Origin of the sequence: Devosia sp. 919, assembly GCF_013185965.1 — a bacterium.
Classification (GTDB): Bacteria; Pseudomonadota; Alphaproteobacteria; order Rhizobiales; family Devosiaceae; genus Devosia.
Genome location: NZ_JABAOL010000003.1, coordinates 110,770 through 126,985 on the forward strand (window position 1 = coordinate 110,770; position 16,216 = coordinate 126,985).

At 64.7% G+C, this 16,216-nt stretch carries 19 protein-coding genes and 1 tRNA gene; 7 read left to right on the forward strand and 13 right to left on the reverse strand.

What is annotated here, in order from left to right; genetic code table 11:
* Nucleotides 1-33 precede the first annotated feature (33 nt).
* The 3 genes from HRQ64_RS18905 to HRQ64_RS18915 all read right to left on the reverse strand — a co-directional run bounded on the left by HRQ64_RS18905 (nt 34) and on the right by HRQ64_RS18915 (nt 1,704).
* Entirely contained in the window at nt 34-630 is a 597-nt protein-coding gene (locus HRQ64_RS18905; protein ID WP_172125659.1) for a DUF308 domain-containing protein, read from the reverse strand.
* A 189-nt stretch (nt 631-819) separates the two neighbouring features.
* Nucleotides 820-1,314 (reverse strand): Hsp20/alpha crystallin family protein, encoded by a 495-nt coding sequence (locus HRQ64_RS18910; protein ID WP_127754610.1) that lies wholly within the window; start codon nt 1,312-1,314, stop codon nt 820-822.
* Between the two features lie 159 nt (nt 1,315-1,473).
* Nucleotides 1,474-1,704: a hypothetical protein gene (locus HRQ64_RS18915; protein ID WP_172125661.1), complete on the reverse strand. Its 231-nt coding sequence runs from the start codon at nt 1,702-1,704 to the stop codon at nt 1,474-1,476.
* Nucleotides 1,705-2,019: 315 nt separating this feature from the next.
* Between HRQ64_RS18915 and HRQ64_RS18920 the strand changes: the two genes are divergently transcribed.
* The 4 genes from HRQ64_RS18920 (at nt 2,020) to HRQ64_RS18935 (ending at nt 4,735) form a co-directional block, all read left to right on the forward strand.
* Nucleotides 2,020-2,844, forward strand: coding sequence for a universal stress protein (locus tag HRQ64_RS18920; RefSeq protein ID WP_127754608.1), 825 nt, complete (start codon nt 2,020-2,022; stop codon nt 2,842-2,844).
* A gap of 322 nt (nt 2,845-3,166) precedes the next feature.
* The gene (locus tag HRQ64_RS18925; RefSeq protein ID WP_127754607.1) at nt 3,167-3,901 is read left to right on the forward strand and encodes a helix-turn-helix domain-containing protein; all 735 of its coding nucleotides are present in this window, start codon (nt 3,167-3,169) and stop codon (nt 3,899-3,901) included.
* Nucleotides 3,898-4,392, forward strand: a complete 495-nt coding sequence (locus HRQ64_RS18930) for a hypothetical protein (RefSeq protein WP_172125663.1) — start codon at nt 3,898-3,900, stop codon at nt 4,390-4,392. The genes HRQ64_RS18925 and HRQ64_RS18930 overlap by 4 nt, the downstream gene beginning before the upstream one ends.
* Nucleotides 4,393-4,513: 121 nt before the next feature.
* Entirely contained in the window at nt 4,514-4,735 is a 222-nt protein-coding gene (locus tag HRQ64_RS18935; RefSeq protein ID WP_127754605.1) for a hypothetical protein, read from the forward strand.
* A 114-nt stretch (nt 4,736-4,849) separates the two neighbouring features.
* Here HRQ64_RS18935 and HRQ64_RS18940 read toward each other — a convergent pair whose 3' ends face one another.
* The 4 genes from HRQ64_RS18940 to HRQ64_RS18955 all read right to left on the reverse strand — a co-directional run bounded on the left by HRQ64_RS18940 (nt 4,850) and on the right by HRQ64_RS18955 (nt 8,925).
* Nucleotides 4,850-5,818, reverse strand: a complete 969-nt coding sequence (locus tag HRQ64_RS18940) for a sensor histidine kinase (RefSeq protein WP_248307136.1) — start codon at nt 5,816-5,818, stop codon at nt 4,850-4,852.
* A 204-nt stretch (nt 5,819-6,022) separates the two neighbouring features.
* Nucleotides 6,023-7,843 carry a heavy metal translocating P-type ATPase gene (locus HRQ64_RS18945; RefSeq protein ID WP_172125667.1) on the reverse strand — a complete coding sequence of 607 codons (1,821 nt, stop codon included), beginning with the start codon at nt 7,841-7,843 and terminating at the stop codon, nt 6,023-6,025.
* Between the two features lie 132 nt (nt 7,844-7,975).
* On the reverse strand, nt 7,976-8,731 hold the full coding sequence (locus HRQ64_RS18950; RefSeq protein ID WP_172125669.1) for an SDR family oxidoreductase: 756 nt from the start codon (nt 8,729-8,731) through the stop codon (nt 7,976-7,978).
* A 117-nt stretch (nt 8,732-8,848) separates the two neighbouring features.
* A tRNA-Arg gene (locus tag HRQ64_RS18955) sits at nt 8,849-8,925 on the reverse strand.
* 215 nt (nt 8,926-9,140) lie between these two features.
* Between HRQ64_RS18955 and HRQ64_RS18960 the strand changes: the two genes are divergently transcribed.
* Both HRQ64_RS18960 and HRQ64_RS18965 read left to right on the forward strand, forming a co-directional pair.
* On the forward strand, nt 9,141-9,950 hold the full coding sequence (locus tag HRQ64_RS18960) for a thermonuclease family protein (RefSeq protein WP_349236752.1): 810 nt from the start codon (nt 9,141-9,143) through the stop codon (nt 9,948-9,950).
* Nucleotides 9,947-11,425, forward strand: coding sequence for a M48 family metalloprotease (locus tag HRQ64_RS18965; protein WP_127754601.1), 1,479 nt, complete (start codon nt 9,947-9,949; stop codon nt 11,423-11,425). Before HRQ64_RS18960 ends, HRQ64_RS18965 begins: the two co-directional genes overlap by 4 nt.
* Before the next feature lie 36 nt (nt 11,426-11,461).
* On the opposite strand, the gene HRQ64_RS18970 is transcribed toward HRQ64_RS18965, so the two are convergent.
* From HRQ64_RS18970 to HRQ64_RS18990, 5 genes are all read right to left on the reverse strand, one after another.
* Nucleotides 11,462-11,662, reverse strand: coding sequence for a Flp family type IVb pilin (locus tag HRQ64_RS18970; protein WP_172125671.1), 201 nt, complete (start codon nt 11,660-11,662; stop codon nt 11,462-11,464).
* 22 nt (nt 11,663-11,684) lie between these two features.
* Nucleotides 11,685-12,092 carry a (deoxy)nucleoside triphosphate pyrophosphohydrolase gene (locus HRQ64_RS18975; protein WP_127754599.1) on the reverse strand — a complete coding sequence of 136 codons (408 nt, stop codon included), beginning with the start codon at nt 12,090-12,092 and terminating at the stop codon, nt 11,685-11,687.
* Complete coding sequence (locus HRQ64_RS18980) at nt 12,089-12,859, reverse strand: GNAT family N-acetyltransferase (RefSeq protein WP_172125673.1); 771 nt, start codon at nt 12,857-12,859, stop codon at nt 12,089-12,091. Before HRQ64_RS18980 ends, HRQ64_RS18975 begins: the two co-directional genes overlap by 4 nt.
* Nucleotides 12,840-14,075: a bifunctional glutamate N-acetyltransferase/amino-acid acetyltransferase ArgJ gene (gene argJ, locus HRQ64_RS18985; protein WP_172125675.1), complete on the reverse strand. Its 1,236-nt coding sequence runs from the start codon at nt 14,073-14,075 to the stop codon at nt 12,840-12,842. The genes HRQ64_RS18980 and argJ overlap by 20 nt, the downstream gene beginning before the upstream one ends.
* A gap of 110 nt (nt 14,076-14,185) precedes the next feature.
* A complete protein-coding gene (locus tag HRQ64_RS18990) occupies nt 14,186-14,422 on the reverse strand; it encodes a hypothetical protein (protein ID WP_172125677.1) in 237 nt (78 codons plus the stop codon).
* Nucleotides 14,423-14,520: 98 nt separating this feature from the next.
* On the opposite strand from HRQ64_RS18990, the gene HRQ64_RS18995 reads away from it, so the two are divergent.
* A complete protein-coding gene (locus HRQ64_RS18995) occupies nt 14,521-15,135 on the forward strand; it encodes a TetR/AcrR family transcriptional regulator (protein WP_172125679.1) in 615 nt (204 codons plus the stop codon).
* An 8-nt stretch (nt 15,136-15,143) separates the two neighbouring features.
* Here the strand turns inward: HRQ64_RS18995 and HRQ64_RS19000 are convergent, their stop codons facing one another.
* On the reverse strand, nt 15,144-16,136 hold the full coding sequence (locus HRQ64_RS19000; RefSeq protein ID WP_172125681.1) for a peptidylprolyl isomerase: 993 nt from the start codon (nt 16,134-16,136) through the stop codon (nt 15,144-15,146).
* Nucleotides 16,137-16,216 lie beyond the last annotated feature (80 nt).

The following is a 16,216-nucleotide window of genomic DNA, read 5'->3' on the forward strand; positions in this document are numbered from 1 at the left end:
CTTCGCCCCCCAAAAGCGTTTCTAGCCCGCCGCTTATTGTCGGGGGGCCGGAGCCTGGCGCGGCGCTGCGGGCTGGCGTGAGCGCAGCATATACCAGGCGACCGCCAGCAGGGCGCAGGCATAAACGATCAGCAGGATGGAAACGATGTTGATCAGTTGAAGAGCGCTTTGCGATGGCATCGCCAGCAGCACGATCCCGACGCCAAGATGAGCCAGCGCCGTGAACACCGATGGCCAGAACCGATCCACTGTGCTGCGATATTTGTAAACGATGTAGAGTTCCACCAGCCCAGCGCAAATGCCGAGAAGACCCACCACGGTGATGATGAATTTGGGCGTCACTTCCGGGCTGACATATTGGCTGCTGAAGATCAGGATGCCGGCCAGGATCTCGAGGACGTTGCGCACGACATCGTTGAATTGCAGGTTGATGGTGGGGGTGCGGAAAATGTCGGCCAGCAGCCCAAGCATGCCGTCCGCCACCAGCAGCATCGCGGAAATCACCACGAGAAGCCGAAGGGCCGCTTCGGGGTCATTGAGGCCATAAATCCCGGCTGCCAGCATGATTGCACTGCGGGCAAGCAGGACATAGGCGCCATAGCGTTTGTGCTCTGTGGATTGATCACTCATTTCGAGCTCCTCGCGAGCAATGATGCTGGGCAATGGCCCGAGCAAGGCGACCCGGTGCCTGCTGGGGCCGGCGAGGGCCGAAAGGGCTGAGACTGCCGATAACCTCGGCCGCTCGGGGGTTGGCGGGGGACGCCGCCAACCCGATAAACTGCGCAGGTGCCCGCCCCCACGGTGGGCCTTATCTCATGGTCAATGGTGGATGGGAATTTCCTTGGGGGTATCGGAATATCCCGCCGGCTTGGGAATGGTCAGCGTCAGCACGCCGTTCTCGAACTTGGCGTTGACGCTCTCGGGATCAACAGCGAAGGGTGCTGTAAAGGTGCGGTTGAACGAGCCATAGCTGCGCTCGCTGCGATAAACCGAGCCCTCCTGGGACTCGGTGGTTTCCCGCTTTTCCCCGCTGACCGTCACGGTGCGATCCTGAACCGTGATCTTGACGTCCTCGTCGCTCATCCCGGGTAGTTCGAGCGACAGCATCAGACCGGAATCGGTTTGCCGCAACTCGGCATCGGGGAGGAAGCCGCGCATCCTGCTGCTGAGCGAGGTTGGAAAACCTGGGGTCAGGGCATAAAAAAACTCCTCGATGCGGTCGCGAAGCGCGTCAATCTGCCGATGCTCGCCCGTGGAAGCTGGCATCCGGCCATTGCCGTTGGTGGTCGCAGGCGTTTTATCAGTCATGGTCATGGTCTGGTCCTTTCCGATTGCATCCCTCAGGATGCCAGCAAGGCTACAATCGCGGACCAAATGGCGCGGTGACCAAAGTCAAGGAACGGTGCGATTGGGCGTCCGGAGCGCCCGTCAACCGGGCTTTTCGAGCACATTCCCGACTCCTAACGCGCAGGATCAGCCGGCCGCCTGCCGGTAGGGAAGTGAGCCTCCGGCAGGCTCCAAACCGCTCCCGCGAAGGGCGGCGATCCGGGTTTCGGACACGCTCGAGCAAACCACGATCTGGCCGCGCCATGCTGCCGCCGAAAAGCCCAGCATGCGCTGGCAGGGGCTGGTCTGGTAGATCGCGGCGCCCATCGCGGCGAAGACCAGCAAAATGATGGCAACGGCGATCCAGATCGGCTTCATCCGCCCTGTCCTGCTTACCTCGTGCAAGGAGGATACGCCCCCTTGCCCGAGCTGCGTTGACGGGAATCAAGAGACGGGCATTCCGTGGGCCGAGCGGTGGGCGTGCGCTTGTTGCCGGTTTTGACCTCCGTCAAAGCGCGGCGGGCTGGAGGTGGGAAGCTCGCGGGAACAAAAGGAGCCGCCATGTTAAACCCCAACCAAGCCCCTGGCCCGCTCCGCTGGCCGTCGCGCTATTCTTTTTTCTTTCTGGCGCTCGGTACCCTGCAGCCCGCCCCGCAGCACAAACCCAACCCCCAAGGCAAGTGAGCGCCCGCCATGATCAAGGATATTGTCGTTCACCTCACCGGCTCAGATGAAGATCGGGTGCGCCTCGATTATGCCGAAACCCTGGCTGGGGTGTTTGATGCCCATCTGACGGGGCTGCTGGTGCATCTTGAGCCCGAACTGGTCGCCTCGCCTGGCCTCATTTATGCCGATGTGCTCCCGACCTTGATGGACGAAGCGGCTGCGTTGACGCGACAGCGCCGGGAGGTGCTCGCCGCCCGCTTTGCACTGATGGTTGTGCCCAACGATTTGCGCATCGTTTCGGGGGTCACCGACACCGTGGGGGAGGGGCTCGCGGCCGAAGCGCGGGCCTCGGATCTCTTTATTGGCACCCGTCCATATGGTGATCCCGACAAGAACTATCGCGACGAGGAGGGGGTGCTGTTCGGCTCGGGCGGGCCTGCATTGTTCCTGCCGCCCCAGAAACCGGCATCGTTCCAGCTCGAAAACGTGCTGGTAGCCTGGAAGAACCAGCGCGAAGCGGCGCGGGCGATCAAGGACGCCTTGCCGATCCTGAAAAAGGCCCAGCAAGTTGTGCTGGCCGTGGTCACCGATGAGCCCGAAGAGCAGGCCCAGACCTCGTCGGGCGCCGATATCGCGCGCTATCTCAGCCGCCACGATATCCATGCCGAAATCAAGGAACTGGCCGGATGGCGTTCCGCCGCCGAGGCCTTGCTGAGCGAAGCGCGGCTATCCGGCGCCGATCTCGTGGTGGCGGGCGCTTATGGCCGCTCGCGCCTGCGCGAACGCGTGCTCGGCGGCGTCACCCGGGCGCTGCTCAGCAAATGTGATGTGCCGGTGCTGATGTCGCGATAACGCCCGTGCCTGAGCACCGGCGAGCGAAAAACGCCGGTGTTTCCTCCTTCCCCCCATCGCCTATGGCCTCGCCTTTTTCGGGTGCAACAGGCGGTCCCTTTGGTTGCGGCGCTGTTGGTGCCGGGGGATGCCGCCGGCTTTTTTGATCTCCGATAAAACCCGGTGCTTGATTTCCATCAACGAGCCCGTCGCCCAATTCCCTACCCTCCTTGAAGCGGGCGAGGCCCATAGCTGGCGGGAATGTCCGACCAGCGACCTCGCATCGGCACTGTTGGAAATCAGGTGCATCGACAGGGATCAACCAGGATACGGGGAGAACTGCATGACCTTCCAGACCATGCTGCTACAGCCGGCCCCTGCCATGTCAGGCCCGGCAATGTACTTGGCGGAAACGGCCCAGGATGCGCTGTCCACCTATGGGGCTGGATCCGAGATTTATGGCCAGGGAGAACTTGCCGGCCCGATCTATGCAGTTGAGTTCGGATGTGTGCGCATCGGCCGCCTCACGCCCGAAGGCAAGCGGCAGGTTTGCGGCTTTTCCTTTGGCGGCGATGTGTTTGGCTGGGAGTGCGGGCGCGAGCATCGCTTCTTTGCCGAAGCGGTCGGGGTCACCGGCATCCGCGTGTTGCGGCCCAACCGTGATGCCGAGGCGGCAGCCAAGCTTTTTCCGCTGGTGGTGCAAAGCCTGACACGCTTCCAGGAGCATCTGCTGGTGCTGGGCAAAACCATTGTCGATGAGCGGTTGGCGGCCTTTCTGTGCGATCTCGCCGCCCGCCAGGGCGCAGGCTCGCGCATCGAGTTGCCCATGGCCCGCAACGATATTGCCGACTATCTCGGGGTCAGTTTTGAAACCGTGTCGCGCATCCTGCGCCGGTTCCGCGACCAGGGCCTGATCCGCGTCCCCGACATTCATTCCATCGAGATTTTGGACCGGGCCACGCTCGAGGCCATCTGCGGGCATGAAGCAGATTTGACCCCCGTCAAGGCCTCTGAGTTCGGAGCTCTTAGTCTCCAAGGTGACGCGCAAGGCGCCCGATCGGAAAGGAGAAACAAGTGAAAGACAGCATTGGTACCCAGCCCATCATCGATGATTTCGAGTTCGAACTGCGTGGTGACACCGCCCAGACCAGCGTGGCGCTGCACGAGGCCGCACGATCATGGGGCGGTGTGCCCGATCCGGCTCCCACGCCGATCATTGCCCAGTTCGCGGGCAAGGTCAGAGCGTTCCTCGATGGACTGCGGTTGAAATCGGCGGGTTTGATGAACAATCCCGCGCCCGGCAGCTGCCGGCACCAGGCGACAACGCTCCCCTTCCGGCGCACGCGCTCCTTCCGGGCGGTGCCGGCGAGGGTTCGGTTCCGGCAAAGCGCCTTGCGCTCTGCGGCACCCTTGACAGGCGCGGGCAAAGCCAATGCGGCCCCGCTCGATCCGGGCTCAGGCTCGGACGCGGCTGATCTGCCCTTGCACCCCGAAGGAGCCTCCCGGCGCGACGGTGAGCTGGAAGCCAATAGCCGCAATAGCGCTGGGGCAAGCGATCCCGCGCCCTGACCCGCTGATGCGACTTGGATGGGGAAACGCTTTGTTCGTTCCCGGTCGGCCCGTCGCCATCAGGGACCACCACCGACACAACTCTCCAGGTTGAATGCCTGGCCCTGGTTTGGAGGGCACCATGCTCAACACAAGATGGCACCGTGACAACCCGCGCCCGCTGTTTCCGCGCTCGGCATTGCTGGGCTGGCACCTGAGGCACGAGGCCGCCTGCTCCTGCAGCTCGCTCCCCGAGTTCGTGCTGCGCGAGCTCGACGAAATGGGCGTGATCGTCCCCGGCCATACCTCCCGCCCCGAAGGCAATGTGGCTGTCACCGCCCGCGCGCTCCGCCCCGGGCTTTGAGCGCCCGGCAAGCAGATGGGGCTGACAGGCCCCATCGCTGCCCCAATCGGGCAAGCAGCCAAACCCCACTCCTGCAGTCGCCTGCCCGGCCAGGGTCCGAAGGGACAGCTGGCGTCAAACTGCCAGTTGGTGGGTGTTGGCCCAAAGGGTGACGACGATCCCCTCGTCGGACCAGTCGGTCTGGATCGAGCCGCCCAGCTGGCCCGTGACGCTGCGGTTGAGCAGCTTGCCCCCATAGCCTTGGTCGGTCGGCGGCTTGACCCGGGGTCCCCCGCGTTCCGTCCATATCAGGCATAGCTCGTCGGGGGTAAGGCTCCCCGAAATAACCAGCAGGCCCGATCCCACGGACAGCGCGCCATATTTGACCGAATTGGTCGCCAGTTCATGGATCACCAGGGCCAGGGTGGTGGCCGATTGCTCGCCGATCTCCATCGGGGGCACATCGACATAAATCCGGTTGAAATCCCCCGAAGCATCATAGGGCGCCAGGATCACGCTGATCAGGTCCTCGAGCGCAGCGCTGCCCGCCGCATGACCGGGGAGGGAGCGGACAAAATCATGGGCACGGCGCAAGGCCTGCAGCCGCCCCTTGAGCTCGGCGGTCATCTCGGCAACGCTGGTGCTCGAGCGCGACGACAGGTCGACCAGCCCCTCGGCAATGGCCAGCAGGTTCTTGACCCGATGGCTCATTTCGCCCGCCAGCAATGCGTTGTTTTCCTCGGCCTGCCGGCGTCGGGTCACATCCAGGAACACCCCCACCATCTGCCCGTCATGCAGCCGCTCGTCTTCCCCGAGGCCCCGGACCGACACCCAGCGCACCTGCTTGTTCACGAGGATGCGGAAATCGATCTCATAGGTGCCCTTGATGGCGCGCGTGGCCCGCAGATTGGCCCGTACCATTTCAAGGTCGGCCGGGTAGACGCGCGAGGAAAGGTCCTCCAGCGTCACCCTGCTGCGGCGCGGCAAGCCCCATAGATCGAAGCCGAGTTCGTCCATGATGAAAGCGTCGGTTTCGGGCGACCATGACCAAAGCGCCACCCCGGCCGCATCGAGAGCGCGCCTGAGCTTGCTGGTTTCCTGCAAGAACGGGCGGTCGGGAAGTGCCGTTTCACGGTTCGCGGACCCAGGGCGTTTCGTGGGTCGAGGCCGCGGTTCAAGGGGATAGCCACCTGGCGTCGGCATATCGGGAATCTCCTGGGCTGGCTGCCACTATAGGATCGGCTCACTGGCCCTTCTTGATCACCGTCAACGCTGATGGGTATGGTGGGGTCCGGCGCATGCGTCGGATCAGCGCAGCGCCCGCATGGCGTTGAGGATCACGGCAACATCGATCGCTTCCTGTATCAGCGCGCCCTGGACAGGAGGCAAGAAGCCGAAGGCAGCGGCAGTCATCGCCAGCACCGAAAGGCTAAGCCCGACCGTAACGCTTTGCAGGGCAATGACCCGCGAGCGCTGGGCAATGCCGATGGCTTCGGCCAGCGGGGCAAGCTGGTCCACCAGCACCACGACCCCCGCCGCTTCCGAGGACGCGGCCGCACCCCGCGCGCCCATGGCAACGCCCACATCGGCGGCGGCGAGCGCTGGGGCATCATTGACCCCGTCCCCCACCATCATCGTATAGCCTGACCCATGTTCGGAGCGCACGGCTGCCACCTTGTCGCCCGGCTTCAGATCCCCCCGCACAGCGTCAACCCCGAGGCGGTCGCCCACTGCCTGGGCCACCGCAGTCCGGTCGCCTGAAGCCAGTACGATCCGGTCCACTCCGGCGGCACGGAGTGCCTGCAGGACCTGGCCGGCATCCTCGCGCAGCCGATCGGCAAGGATGATGAGCCCCGCAAGCTCGTCGTTGATGGCGACGGCCACGGCCATGGCCTCTTCGGGGGTGGCAAGCTGGGCTGGCGGCACTGTCGGTGGCGGTATTTGCGCCAGCACCCAATCGGGTGCGCCGACCACGACGCGCTGCCCTTCCACCGTGCCGACAAGGCCGGTGCCCGGCGTTTCCGTGACGTGGCTGGGGGCGGAAAGTTGCAGCTTGCGCTCGGCGGCGGCATCAATCAGCGCTTCGGCCACAACATGGTTGGAAGCTTGTTCGAGGCTGGCGGCGGGCCCGAGCACATCGGTTTCGGTGTGGCCTGCCATGGTGGTGATCTGCGTCACGGCGGCGCGGCCATAGGTGAGCGTGCCCGTCTTGTCGAGGATCACCACCTTGATCCGTGCCATGGTTTCGAACACGCCGCCATTCTTGATCATCACGCCAATCCTGGCGGCGCGCGACATGCCCGAAATCAGGGCCACCGGCACGGCCAGAATCAGCGGGCAGGGGGTTGCCGCCACCAGCACGGCCAGGGCGCGCACCGGTTCGTGGCTCAGGCCCCAGGCGAGGCCGGCCATTGCGAGCGTCAGCACCAGAAACCAGATCGCATATCGATCGGCCATGCGCACCATGGGCGGCTTGCTGCGCTGGGCCGCTTCCACCATCCGGACAATGCCGGCATAGGTGCTGTCTCGTGCGAGGTTAGTGGCAAGAAGGGTGAAGGCTGGGCCCAGCGAGGTCGAGCCGCTCATCACCTCGCCGCCGGCGGCCACGCGGGCGGGATTGGCTTCTCCCGTCAGCGCCGAGACATCGAGCACCGCATCGCCATCAAGCGGGCTGCCGTCCACCGGCACCACCTCGCCCTGCCGGATCAGCAGGTGGTCGCCCGGAGCGACCTCATCGATCGGCACTTCCACGAGGTGCTCGCCCTCGAACCGCATGGCGGTGCGGGCAACTCGGCCCAGCAGGGCGGTCATCTCCTGTTGCGCACGGCCCTGGGCGTAGCTTTCCAGCAGTTGCCCGCCGGCATACATCAGGGCGACCACATTGCCGGCCAGCGGTTCCCCGAAAACGAGGGCTGCCGACATGGACAGCGCCGCCACCACGTCGAGCCCCACATCCCCACGCCGCAGTGAGGTCCAGATCTGGACCAGCAGGGCACCCAGCACGGGCAGGGTTGCCGCGGTCCAGATGACGTGGGCCCAGTTTACCGGCCCTTGCCACATGACCAAAAGGCCCGCGAGGAGCCCGACCAGGGCCAGCGCCAACAGCAGATAGGTGGTCCGCTGCTTCATCTTGGCTTGGCCCCCGTGGATCTTGGTGGCTGTTGTATCCCGCTGGCGGCGGCCCGACTTGATGGCCGTCAAGTTGCGACCATCCGCGCCAGCTGGACAGCTGGCGGGCAAGTGACGGCCCGGCGCTCTCGATCAAACGGCGGTGTAGCCGCCATCCACGAGGTGGTAGCTGCCAGTGATGAAGCTGGCAGCGGGGGACAACAGGAACACGGTGAGCGCCGCAACTTCCTGCGGGGTGCCCAACCGGCCGATCGGATGCAGATTGCGCAAGCCGGCCAGGGTTTGCGCGTCAAGCGTGTCCGAAATCAGCGGGGTGTCGATGAACCCAGGGCCAACCGCATTGATGCGGATATTGTGCTCGGCATATTCGGCTGCGGCCGCCTTGGTCAGCCCTACCACGCCATGCTTGGCCGCCACATAGGCCGGTGAATTGGCAAAGCCGACCGTGCCCAGAATGGATGCCATGTTGACGATCGCCCCGCCGCCCGAAGCCTGGATCGCCGGCAATTGGTAGCGCAGGCCGTAAAACACGCTGTTGAGGTTGACGTCGATGACCCTCGCCCAGCCGTTCAGCGGGTATTCCCCGGTGCGGGCCGCCGGGCCGCTGATCCCGGCATTGTTGACGGCGTAATGCAGCGCGCCAAAGCTGCGTTTGACATTGTCGACCAGCGCCTCCACTTCAAGAGCCGAGCCCACATCCAGCGCGTAAGCCTGGGCGGTTCCACCCGCAGCGCGGATGGCCAGGACGACATCGTCGGCACCCTCCTGATTGAGATCGGCAACCATCACCGAAGCGCCACGGGCCGCAAGTTCATGGGCAATGGCTGCCCCGATCCCCGACGCTGCCCCGGTCACCAATGCGGCCTTGCCTTTGAAATCCTGGTCCATGCGTTCCTCACTGCGTTGAGTCAGAACGAAACTAGGGTGCTGTCGCCGCGCCGGCCTTGACCGAAATCAAGCCAGTGAATGCCGCGGGTAAATTGCACAGCGGCGCGGGCGGCGAAATGGTGATCCCGGCGGGATTCGAACCCACGACCCCAGGATTAGGAATCCTGTGCTCTATCCTGCTGAGCTACGAGACCACACGGTTTGGGGTTATACAGAACCTGGCGGGCGGGTGCAAACGCGCGAAACGACCGTGCTTTTTCGCTTCAGGAGCAGCTAGGGGAAAACCCGCAGCGTGCGGTGTTGCGCTAAAGCCTCACTGGTGCGCTTCGTGGGGCCGTGAACTGGCTCGGTAAGGTTTTGTTGCAGGCTTTGCCGTTATGGTGAACCGAATCTTACCGAGGTCGGCCCCGTGTTCAAGACCAGCTTTGTTCGGCTCGCCACGCTTGCAGCGCTGTCCAGCGTTTCGGCCGCGGCGATGGCGTGCGAAGCTCTGCGCATGGTGCCCGGCGGCACGGTTGTCCAGGTCACCGATGGCGACACGGTGGTGCTTGATTCGGGGCTCGTCGTGCGCCTGATCGGCACCCAGGCGCCCAAGCTGCCCTTGGGGCGCGAGGGTTTTCCCACCTGGCCGCTGGCGCCGCAAGCCAAGGCGGCGCTCGAAACCCTCGCGCTCAACCGCCCCGTGCGGCTGGGCTACGGCGGGGAGGAAGTGGATCGCTATGAGCGCGCCCTGGCCCACCTCTTTGTCGAGGGGCCAGAGGGAGAACAATGGGCCCAGCAGGCGATGATCGCCCAAGGGCTGGCGCGGGTATATTCCTTTCCCGACAACCGGGCGTGCCTTGATTTATTGCTCGCCGCGGAAGGGCGGGCCCGGGCGGCCGGGCTTGGCATCTGGTCCGATCCCTATTACAGCGTGCGGGCGGCAGATCGGCCTGAAGAATTGCTCGCGCGCGCCGGCCACTATGAACTGGTGGAAGGGCGGGTGTTGCTGGCCGATCGCAGCGGCGGGCGGGTCTATCTCAATTTCGGCCGGTTTTGGAAGCAAGACTTCACCGCCGTTATCGAGGCATCCGCATTGCGGCTGTTTGCCGAAGATGGCTTTGATCCAATGGCGCTGGAAGGCGCCCTGGTCCGGATCAGAGGATGGGTGGATGATCGGGATGGTCCACGCATCGAAGTAACCCATCCCGAGCAGATCGAGGTTTTAGCCACACAATGACGGGGTATCTGCGTAAGGCTCGGCCGGTCCGGCTCGCATTGCTCGCGAGCGCGTTGCTGGTGGTTTCGGCCTGCACCACAATGAGCGGCACCCATATTGCGGTGACCCAGACGGGCGATAATCCCGCTCCCCTGGTCGTGCCCGAAGGCACCGATCCAGAGGATGTGGTGATCGGCCGGCGCGAACATCCGCGCATCATCGCCGCCTATGGTGGGGTGTATTCCGATCGCCCCGCCGAAATCATGGTGGCGCGCATTGTCGGCCGGCTGCTGGCTGCGGCCAACCAGCCCAATGCCCAGTTCCAGGTCACCATTCTCGATAGTGCCGAGGTCAATGCCTTTGCCCTGCCGGGTGGCTATATCTATGTCACCAGAGGCATTCTCGCGCTGGCGTCCGACACCAGCGAACTCGCTGCGGTCCTCGCACACGAAATCGCTCACGTGACGCTGCGCCATGCGCGCGCCCGGACCGATCGCACCCGCACCACGGCCATTGTCGACCGGGTGATCACGGGCGTATTCGGCGGCGACAGCTCGACCGATCAATTGTCCAACCGTTCGCGCGAATCCATGGCCGCTTTCGGCCAAAGCCAGGAGCTGGAAGCGGATCGCGAAGGCATCAAATTTGCCGGCAAGGCCGGCTATGACCCCTCCGCCGCTGCGCGGTTCCTGGGCGTGATGAGCCGGTTCGCCAGCTTCTCGGCCGGCGAAAATGCCGGCGAGGGGTTCCTGTCCTCCCACCCATCGACCCCCGCCCGCATCCAGAAGGCGATGGATACGGCAACCACCATGTTCGGCCAGGCCGGCATTGGCGAGGTCGGGCGCGAGGAATATCTGGCCAGCATCACGGGCCTGACCTTCGGCGACAGCCCGGCGCAAGGCTCGATCATCGGCCGGCGCTTCGTGCATCCGGCCAGCAAGTTCACCTTCACCGTGCCGCAGGGCTATACGCTGCAGAACTCGCAAAGCGCGGTGGTGGGCGTTGCCGGCGATGGCGAGGCGGTGCGCTTCGACAGTGCCGAGGTCAATGCCAGCATGCCCTTGGCCGATTATCTCAAGTCCGGCTGGATCGCCGGGCTCAAGGGCGAAACCGTTAGCACGCAGAGCTTCAACGGCATCGAAATGGCCTCGGGCCTGGCGCAAACCGATCAGTGGTTCTTCCGCGTGTCGGTGATGCGGCTTGATGGCCAGGTTTACCGCTTCATCTTTGCGGCCAAGTCCGACAGTGCCCGCTTTGCGGCTGGCGCTGAAGCCACGCTCAAGAGCTTCCGGCGCACGACGACCGCCGACCTTGCCGATATCCGACGCGTCGCGGTGCGGATCGTCACGGCCAAGCCGGGCGACACCAGTGAATCGCTGGCGCGCCAGATGGCCGGGCTCAATCGCGGCACCGAGCTGTTTTACATCATCAATGATCTGTTCCCCGGCGATCCGATCCGGGTCGGGGAAAAATACAAGGTGGTCGCGCTGCACTAGCGCGCCCCCGTCGGGGCTGATGCCGCGCCGTTGGCGTCAGCGCGTCCTCTCCATGGCGTCCTCGATCGCGCGGGACGCCCCGCCGACCCCGTCGCCGAACAAGACAGTGACATTGTCGCCCAGCGCCACGAGGCTCGTGATCAGGGCCACTGCAATCAGGGCGGCAATCAGGCCATATTCGATGGCGGTGGCGCCGCGCTCCTCGGCGAAAAACCGATGAACTATCCGGGTCGGCATCGGCGCTGCGCCTCCTTGCTCCCTAGAGCAGATCGCACAGGGCGGCGATCAATGGCTCGTCGGCCGGGGGCATGGGATAATCGCGCAGGGCCTGCGGGCGCACCCATTTAAGAGCGGCATGTTCCTTGGCCTGCGGCTGGCCCTGCCATTTCCGGCACACATAAAGTGGCATCAACAGGTGAAAAGTTTCGTAAGGGTGGCTGGCAAAGCTCAGCGGCGCGAGACAGGCGGTTTTGGTGGATACGCCAAGCTCCTCTTCCAGCTCGCGGATCAGGGCGGCTTCGGGTGATTCGCCCGGCTCGACCTTGCCGCCCGGAAACTCCCACAGCCCCGCCAGCGACTTGCCCTCGGGCCGCTGGGCGATCAGCACCCGCCGGTCCGCATCCACCAGCGCACAGGCAACAACAAGCAGTGTGGGGTATGCGCTCATGGGCTGGGAACAATCCGGTAGGTGTAATCATATTGGTGCGCAAAGCCGAGGCGCTGGTAGAGTGCCTTGGCGGCCAGGTTGTCGCCCGCAACATTGAGCGCCGCGATCGTGGCGCCGGCATGTTGGGCCCAATAAAGCCCGCTTTGCATCGCCGCCTGGCCAAAGCCCTGCCGCCGCTGCCCGGGGTCGGTGACGACATTGCCCGCAACAACAATATCGCCGGCCAGCGCGAACAAGGCCGAAGCTGCAGGCTCGCCATTGCCGGCATAAACCACGACGCCCCGGGCGGGCACGCGCATCGCCTTGAGGAGGGCGATGAACTTGTCGGTTGTTGGCCCATCATAGGGTTGGAGCCGGGCCTGGGCTGCGAGAAAGGCCGGGTCGAGCGGGTCGGTCGCTTGCGCCCGCTTGTCAGGCGTCACCGCGCCGAGCCTTGCCGCATAAACATGGGACAGCTCGATGCTGCGCCACCCACCGGCATCGAGCGCGGCAATAAGCTCAGGGCTCGCCAGCGGCGTCAGCCGGAACACGGGGGGCAAGCCCCGTTGTTCGAGCCAGGCGCGGCTCGCTGCAACCCGCCCCACGGCGTTTGTCCCATCTGCGGGGTCAAGGCATTGCACCGAATTGGCGCGCTTGGTGAAGCCATTTGCGGCGCGCCGGATCCAGCCGCCGTCATATTCGGTTTCCACACCCGGCCAGGCCTGCAGCCCGGCCTCTTCCAGTTCGAGGACGCCGGGCAGCACCATTTCAGCTCCGATAGCTGCCATTGATGTCGATATAGCCATGGGTCAGGTCGCAGGTGTAAACCGTGGCGCGTCCCTGGCCGAGCCCGATATCGACGGTCACTTCCAGCTCGGTCCCCTTCATGTAAGCGGAGGTCGCGGCTTCGTCGTAGACCGCCGCGCGTTCCCCGGCCTGGGCGACCACCAAGTCGCCAAAGCGGATCGACAGCTTGTCGCGGTCAGCCGGCTCGCCGGCCTTGCCCACCGCCATCACGACGCGACCCCAATTGGCGTCCTCGCCGGCAATCGCCGTCTTGACCAGCGGGCTATCGGCAATGGACTTGGCGATCCGAAATGCGCTCTCGTCGCTGGTGGCGCCTTGCACATGCACGCTCACCTGCTTGGTAGCCCCTTCGCCGTCGCGGACCACCTGGATGGCCAGGTCGAACAGCACGTCATGCAGGGCGGTGCCGAAGATCTCGGCGCGCGGGTCCTCGAGGCTGGTGATCGGCTCGACGCCGGGTACCTGTCCCGTTGCGAATACCAGCAGCGTGTCGGAAGTGGAGGTATCGCTGTCGACCGTTACGGCATTGAAGGTGGTGCGCACATGCTGGCTCAGCAGCGCCTGCAGCACATCGGCGGCGATCGGCGCGTCGGTGAACACAAAGCTCAGCATCGTCGCCATGTCAGGCGCGATCATGCCCGAGCCCTTGGCAATGCCGTTGATGGTGATCGCGCTGCCGTCAAGGTCGAGCGTTGCACCCGCAAGCTTGGGGAAGGTGTCGGTGGTCATGATGGCCTTGGCCGGCTCCATCCAGGGCGTCTCGCCCAGCCGGGTGGCTGCATCCTCGAGCACCCCAGCAAACTTGCTGGGATCGAGCGGCTCGCCGATAACGCCCGTGGACGCCAGGAAGACTTCGCTTGGGGCGCAGCCCAATGCCTTGGCGGCAAAATCAGCAGTCGCTGCCACGCTGTCGCGCCCCTTGGCGCCGGTGAAGGCATTGGCATTGCCTGAATTGACCACAAGCCCGCGCGCCACACCCGCCGGCAGATTGGCCTTGCACCAATCCACCGCCGCTGACGAGCACAGCGAACGCGTGACCACGCCGGCAACGGTCGTCCCCTCGGCAAGGCTCACCAGCAGCACATCGGTGCGGTTCTTGTACTTGATGCCCGCTTCGGCGGTGGCAAAGCGCACTCCGGCGACGGCCGGCAGTTCCGGATAGGATTGAGGGGCAAGCGGGGAAACCGGATGGGCCATGCCTAAACGCCTTTGAACAAGGAAAGCTGGCTCCGGGTGTGCCTCAAACATGGCCCATTCGCAAGACGGCCGGGCCGCGGTAGCCCGCCGTCCCCGCCGGTTTTCCCGCCTTAGCTGGCGGCCCGCTTCCTGCCGGCAATAAAACCGCCGAAATGCCGGCCGATCAAAGGCACGACCACTAGCACGATCGTGCTGGCCATGAATGGCACGAGCACGAGGCTGCGCTGCCAGATGTCCCAGCCAACGGTGAGGGGCGTCAGCAGGTAAAGATAAAGCGTGACGATGGGATAAACCGCCGGCGTCATGACCAGCGCCATGCGCAGGCGCGAAGCGAGGGAAGAAGGCATTTGTCTGCTCCAACAGAACGGTACGTTTCGTTCTATAATGAAACGCGCCGTTTCGATCAAGTCTTTTCTTTATGGTTGAGCTGGCTCATATTAGCGTCATGAGCATTTCCCCAGCAGACGAGGCCGATGATCGACGCCGCTCCATCGGTGCCCGGCGCAATCCGGAAACCGAACAAGCGATCCTTGAGGCGGCCGAAGCCATCATGGCCGAAGAGGGGATCGCCGGCTTTTCCATCGAAGCGGTGGCCAAGCGCGCCCGGGCCGGCAAGCCCACCATCTACAAGTGGTGGCCCGGCAAAACCGCGCTGCTGCTTGATGTTTATCACCGCCACAAGCCGGCGGCGGTGCATACCGATACCGGCAGCACCGAAGGAGATGTGCTGGCATTCCTCACCGGTATCTTCACCCATTGGGGGGAAACCGGCGCGGGCAATGTGTTTCGCTTCGTGATCGCGGAAGCCCAGCGCGACGAACAGGCCGCGCAGTCGCTACGCGCTTATGCGGCGCAGCGGCGGATCCAGACTGGGGCGATTTTCGAGCGGGGCGTGGCGCGGGGCGAGCTCGCGGCCGATACCGATGTGGGCCTTGCCGCCGATGCGCTGGCCGGCTTTGTGTGGCACCGGCTGCTGACGGGCCGGGTCGAATGCGACCCCGAGCAATTCGCCAAACTGGCCCGGCAGATGGTCCGGGGGCTGCTCGCCCCCGGCGCCTGATTGGTTGCTTACTGCGCGGGGGCAGCTTCTGGTGCGGCTTCCGGAGCAGCTTCCTCTTCGCCCGCTTCGGCAGCTTCTGCAGCTTCCGCCGGCTCGGTCTGGGCTTCGACAGCTGCGGCCAGCGCGGGATCGGGAATCTCGATCTCGACGCCTTCCATCAGCTTGGCGACTTCGGCATCAAACGCGTTCATCAGCAGCTGCTGCTGCAACTGGCCGGCGACCTGCTCGATGGGCGCGGGGCTCGACTTGCGCTTTTCCTCCAGCCGGATGACGTGCCAGCCGAACTGGGACTGCACGGGATCGCTGATCTGGCCGGGCTCGGTCAGGGCAAAGGCCGCCTCTTCGAACTGCGGCACCATCATGCCGGCGCTGAAAAAGCCGAGATCGCCGCCATTGGCTGCACCGGGGTCGATCGACTTTTCCTTGGCCACTTCAGCAAAATCGGCGCCGCCATCGAGCTCGGCCTTGACCGCCTTGGCCTCGTCTTCGGTCTGCACCAGGATGTGGCTGGCATGGATCTCGTCGGCCGGCTCGAACTCCGCGACATATTTGTCGTATTCGGCCCGCACAGCTTCTTCGGTCACGGCCGCCGCGATCACATCGGCAAAATAAGCGCGGCGCAGGGCGCGCTCTTCCAGGTAATCCAGCCGCTGCTGGAACAGGGGCGTGGCGTCCATGCCCGCTTCCTTGGCGGCGCCGGCCATCACTTTCATGTCAATCAGCACGCGCAGCAGGAAGGCCTTGCGCTGTTCGGGAGGCATCTGGCTCAGTTCCTGGGTCAGGTCCTCGGCCGCAAAGCTGAGGTCAGCCTCGGTGATGGGCTCGCCACCCACTGTTGCGACAACCGCGTCAGGGGCCGGGGTAGCCGGCTCGGCAGCGGGGGCAGTCTCGGTCGTTGGAGCCGCGGGAGCCGCGTCCTGGGCCAGGGCGGGCAGCCCCGCGGCCAGAACCAGCGCCAAGGCACTTACGGTGCGCCCGAGGCGCTTGGATGAAAACAGCATAGCGTGGTTCTCCTTGACGGGCGCATGCCATGGGCATGGCCGCTGGTGGTCGGCAATGGGGGCGCCCCGATCAGGCGCGC

What these genes read in the sequence shown, in the direction of transcription:
- HRQ64_RS18905 (WP_172125659.1), bottom strand. Translation starts at nt 630, where the DNA reads ATGAGTGATCAATCCACAGAGCACAAACGCTATGGCGCCTATGTCCTG.
- HRQ64_RS18910 (WP_127754610.1), bottom strand. Translation starts at nt 1,314, where the DNA reads ATGACCATGACTGATAAAACGCCTGCGACCACCAACGGCAATGGCCGG.
- HRQ64_RS18915 (WP_172125661.1), bottom strand. Translation starts at nt 1,704, where the DNA reads ATGAAGCCGATCTGGATCGCCGTTGCCATCATTTTGCTGGTCTTCGCC.
- HRQ64_RS18920 (WP_127754608.1), top strand. Translation starts at nt 2,020, where the DNA reads ATGATCAAGGATATTGTCGTTCACCTCACCGGCTCAGATGAAGATCGG.
- HRQ64_RS18925 (WP_127754607.1), top strand. Translation starts at nt 3,167, where the DNA reads ATGACCTTCCAGACCATGCTGCTACAGCCGGCCCCTGCCATGTCAGGC.
- HRQ64_RS18935 (WP_127754605.1), top strand. Translation starts at nt 4,514, where the DNA reads ATGCTCAACACAAGATGGCACCGTGACAACCCGCGCCCGCTGTTTCCG.
- HRQ64_RS18945 (WP_172125667.1), bottom strand. Translation starts at nt 7,843, where the DNA reads ATGAAGCAGCGGACCACCTATCTGCTGTTGGCGCTGGCCCTGGTCGGG.
- HRQ64_RS18950 (WP_172125669.1), bottom strand. Translation starts at nt 8,731, where the DNA reads ATGGACCAGGATTTCAAAGGCAAGGCCGCATTGGTGACCGGGGCAGCG.
- HRQ64_RS18965 (WP_127754601.1), top strand. Translation starts at nt 9,947, where the DNA reads ATGACGGGGTATCTGCGTAAGGCTCGGCCGGTCCGGCTCGCATTGCTC.
- HRQ64_RS18970 (WP_172125671.1), bottom strand. Translation starts at nt 11,662, where the DNA reads ATGCCGACCCGGATAGTTCATCGGTTTTTCGCCGAGGAGCGCGGCGCC.
- HRQ64_RS18975 (WP_127754599.1), bottom strand. Translation starts at nt 12,092, where the DNA reads ATGAGCGCATACCCCACACTGCTTGTTGTTGCCTGTGCGCTGGTGGAT.
- HRQ64_RS18980 (WP_172125673.1), bottom strand. Translation starts at nt 12,859, where the DNA reads ATGGCAGCTATCGGAGCTGAAATGGTGCTGCCCGGCGTCCTCGAACTG.
- argJ (WP_172125675.1), bottom strand. Translation starts at nt 14,075, where the DNA reads ATGGCCCATCCGGTTTCCCCGCTTGCCCCTCAATCCTATCCGGAACTG.
- HRQ64_RS18990 (WP_172125677.1), bottom strand. Translation starts at nt 14,422, where the DNA reads ATGCCTTCTTCCCTCGCTTCGCGCCTGCGCATGGCGCTGGTCATGACG.
- HRQ64_RS18995 (WP_172125679.1), top strand. Translation starts at nt 14,521, where the DNA reads ATGAGCATTTCCCCAGCAGACGAGGCCGATGATCGACGCCGCTCCATC.
- HRQ64_RS19000 (WP_172125681.1), bottom strand. Translation starts at nt 16,136, where the DNA reads ATGCTGTTTTCATCCAAGCGCCTCGGGCGCACCGTAAGTGCCTTGGCG.